Origin of the sequence: Okeania sp. SIO3B5 (assembly GCF_010692555.1) — a bacterium.
Taxonomy (GTDB): domain Bacteria; phylum Cyanobacteriota; class Cyanobacteriia; order Cyanobacteriales; family Microcoleaceae; genus Okeania.
In genome coordinates, this window is record NZ_JAAHHG010000725.1 from 1 (window position 1) to 4,053 (window position 4,053).

3 protein-coding genes are annotated in these 4,053 nt (G+C 37.8%); 2 read left to right on the forward strand and 1 reads right to left on the reverse strand.

What is annotated here, in order from left to right:
* Positions 1-1,109 precede the first annotated feature (1,109 nt).
* Both F6K54_RS41530 and F6K54_RS41535 read left to right on the forward strand, forming a co-directional pair.
* Positions 1,110-2,234 (forward strand): mechanosensitive ion channel family protein, encoded by a 1,125-nt coding sequence (locus tag F6K54_RS41530; RefSeq protein ID WP_293090336.1) that lies wholly within the window; start codon positions 1,110-1,112, stop codon positions 2,232-2,234.
* Positions 2,235-2,962: 728 nt separating this feature from the next.
* On the forward strand, positions 2,963-3,175 hold the full coding sequence (locus F6K54_RS41535; protein ID WP_293090337.1) for a hypothetical protein: 213 nt from the start codon (positions 2,963-2,965) through the stop codon (positions 3,173-3,175).
* 663 nt (positions 3,176-3,838) lie between these two features.
* On the opposite strand, the gene F6K54_RS41540 is transcribed toward F6K54_RS41535, so the two are convergent.
* The coding region (locus F6K54_RS41540; RefSeq protein WP_293090338.1) for a hypothetical protein at positions 3,839-4,053 on the reverse strand (215 nt) is incomplete at its 5' end.

Sequence of the window (4,053 nt, forward strand, 5' to 3'; positions counted from 1 at the left end):
TTTTTTTTTTTTCAAGTGGAATCCGGCATACGAGGTCGGGCCGGCGTGGTGGCTGGAGGTCGGACGTGTGTGCTTGGGATGGGGAGGGGCTAGGGGTGGGTTTGGAGGGGGAGGGGCGAGGGGTGGGTTGACTCCTGACTCCTGACTCCTGACTCCTAAGTCGTTATTTATTTATAACTGTTCAACCGGACATGATATTAAACATTAAAAAATTAAAATAAGTAAGAAAATGTCAAAATCAACTGACAATTTATCAATACTTTATTTCTAACTTTCTACACAACTAAGAGTCGATCTATAAAGTCAATATTAAGAGGATGAATACTTTACAGTGCAAAGGTCTAGCCATATCTAAGCCCTCTGGGCATAATTTCTAGCAAGCTTAAGCTAGAAAGGGGGGTTCAGCTTAGTTTACAAATCAGCTATAAAATGTACATTGATTTTATTGCACTAACCTATTTATTTATCTGTAGTATTAGTTCTCCGTTCTCCGATATTACTTAAATAATCTACATATAACATAGCTTCGTAGCTCTGTATAGTATATCTAAAATAGTACAGCTAACTAAAAAAATTAAGTGATTTTCGATTTTCTTTAAACAATCATGATGTAAATAATTATACCAATGAAAAATAATGGTATATAAAAAAAGACTAAAATTTATGTCTAATAAAGAACTTCTCCAATCCTCTAAACTACCTATTTCAATAGTTTTTCCTCTTTTTCTAATTTGTCTATTATTTCTGAGTTCTGCTCTGTTACTTCTTCCTTACTGATACTATTTGTAACAAGCATCGATCGCGCCTGGTATTATTTGCATCAAGCAAAAGAGATTGTCAGAACAAATTAAAGTATTCTATATTTGCAGGATAATGCCTGTATTATTTTAAATTTAATTTGCCCTCTAAACCATCCCTTCTCTTAATAATTCTATGATGATGAAATGGTCATATTAAAATATTATATTAACAGTATCTCGATCAACAGTTTTTTTGCTACTGTAAGTATCGATCTTAATTTGGCGTCTTGCTAGACTCTAGAATTTAGTTTCTGTAGACTAGGTAAAGTACCTTATCCTTATCAAAAATCTCTCAGCTGAGGAAAAAAAATGGACGTATTAGAACAAATTTGGAATAGTCTTGGAGAAATCAATATTTTTGGCCTATCGGCATATAAACTATTATTTGCACTAGGGGTGTTGCTATTAACACTGATACTTCAGGGATTGATTGCTGGAGTAATTATTAAAAGTATTGAAGGTCTGGCTTCTAACACTGAATCTGATATAGACGATCAATTGATTGCTATTATTAAAGAACCCTTAACCTGGTTAGTTTTACTTGGTGGGTTTTGGGCAGTGCATATAATTTTAATAGAGTATGTCAGTCCTGAATTAAACAGAATTATAACTGATGTTCTCGGTTTAGCTGCTATTGCTCTGGTAGCAAATGTGATTTATCGTGCAGCTCCTTTGTTAGGTCAACTATTACAATATCTAACTATTCATACTGAGACAGACCTTGATGATTTGCTGGTTCCCTATTTCCCTAGACTATTTCGGATTGCAGCAATTGTTGTAGTATGTATTAAAGGAGCAGAAGTATTTTTAGGAGCATCTGCAGGAGCTCTGATTGGTTTACTTGGCGGTGCTGGTGTTGCTTTAGGTTTGTTGTTCAAAGACATTATCTATGACTGGTGTTGTGCTATAATTATCTATACTGATGGGTTGTATAGACCTGGTGATTGGATAGCAGTTACAGGGTTAAGTGGTTTTTTCCAGGTTTCAGAAATCGGTTTAAGAACAACAAAGTTGTACTCATGGGAATGGGGTTCGATCATTAAAATGCCCAATTCTCGAATGGTTGGTGGTATTGTAGATAACTGGTCTCAAAACAGAGCTGATGTTGATGAGTGGGGGATAACAGGAACTTTAAAAATTGATGGCATTACAGCAGATCAAGCAGAGAGGATAATGGCTGGTGTTGATGAAATATTTAAAAGTATGGAAGATTTTCTGGAACATTATATAATTTTCCAAGGTATTGAAGGTAATGCTCGCAAGATAAAATATGTTTCATATCATACTCCTTCTGGTTACGGGCGCGATCTCCGTGCATTTCACTTGGGCGTAATGAGGTTAATGGAAAAAGAGGGTATTGCTGCTCAGAACGTTTATTTTATAACTGACGCAGAAAATTATGCAAAAAATATGAAAATGGCAAGCAAAAATTGAGATCTAAATATCTATAAGTTAATATTTTGGTAGCGATCAACAAGTAGTGATTGTTTAGGTTTAACTTCTAGTAGTAAAATGGATATACTTACTAACCACTACTTTTACAGGCTACCAATGTCTTTTTATTTCTGCCCTACCTAACTTTTTTCTTTCTATTATATTTTCTACTGATCAATAAGCTCCAGGTGAGTTGATTCCTGATGTTCTACTCCCGCTTGCAGATAATTTACTACATAGTTTTTTTTGTATCAAAGCATCAGCTAAAGTTCTGATTGTTCTTTCTGCCCTCTGCCTTCTGCTCTCTGCCTTTGTTTATTTTATCTATTTGATACAGTAAGTTTTAGGAAGCGTGAGGTGCCGTCACATTGCTATGAAAGGTTTTCCCGACTTTTGCGGGGAATTGCCGGGCTTGATGTATCTGCAGTTTGAGACTAATCTATAATTTTTATTCATTCCCAGATCCGATGTTCTCTGTTCCCTAAAGCATAAAAATTTGTACCTTATCAACTCGAAAACTGCTGTATGAAGTATTGTTGTAAGTAGTAGACATCTCCAAAAATCAAAAAGACAATCAATTATTATCCAGAAATTATCAATTGTTCCCCTCCTGGGAGGGGCTAGGGGTGGGTTCCCTGTTCCCTGTTCCCTGTTCCCTGTTCCCTCTTTTCTGGAGATGTCTAGTGGGAATACTAAAGTTAAACAAATAAATCCAATTAATATCACTTATGAATAAGAATCTAATATGGCTATTTGTCATCGTGAGTGTAGTTTTTGTAATTGCTGGTGACAGTTTTGAATTTGTGCCTCAACCAGTTCAAAATGCTAGCTTGCAAAGCCGAAAATTCATAGTTGGGCTATGGCCTGATTGGTTGAAGCCCAAGAATACTAATGAACGTACAGAAGATGCTGTAAAGGATCTGGAAAATCCTAGCGATTGATAAATACAGGACTTATATCATGTTCGGTTGAACAGTTATAAATAAACTACTCAGAATTCAGCAATTCTGCAATTCAGGAGGGAAGAAAGAAGAAAAGAATGAGAAAGTTTTTTGATCACGCTCTGATCCGGGCATGATGTTACGCACCCATAGGAAATTATATCATGTCCGGTTGAATAATTAGACTTTGGTTGTCCGAAGGCAGGAGGCATCCCCCCTACCCCCCTTTGAAAGGCAGGGCTGTTTCATTCTCGATAGACACGGGGACACGGGGACACGGGGACACGGAGACACGGGGACACGGAGACACGGAGACACGGAGACACGGAAACACGGGGATGAGGGCTTTTAATTTATGATTAAAAGTTGACTTTTCACCATTTTAGTTAGAGTAAAAGGGATGCTTAATCGCGCTCAAAATCGGCAAATTTTGGCAAATTTCACTGTTCCACAATGCCCTCATCTCCCGTTCTCCCGCTCATCTTTAATCTACAATACTTTGAAACAGCCCTGCCCTTTGAAAGGGGGGGAGGCAGAAGGTTTTCTTTCATTGTCACCTTAATTTTATACACGCTCCGATGCTACCGGACATGATATTATACACCATTTGTAGGGGTTAACGGCCGTTAACCCCTACTATATTTGCTGAAGTTACAGCGCTTTTCACTCTTGATGAACCACATCTTCACAAGTAATATCATGTCCGGATAATAGCGTGATAAAAAACCTTTTCCCTTCTAACCTTTTCTTTCCTCTCTTGGTGCGCATTCCCTTGCGTCTGACGCGCCCCGCGGGGTCGCACCGCTTCTGCCTCCTGCCTCCAGCTCCCGCTGCCTTACCTCCTCCAAAGTGTAAGTATTCAACCGGACATGATATAA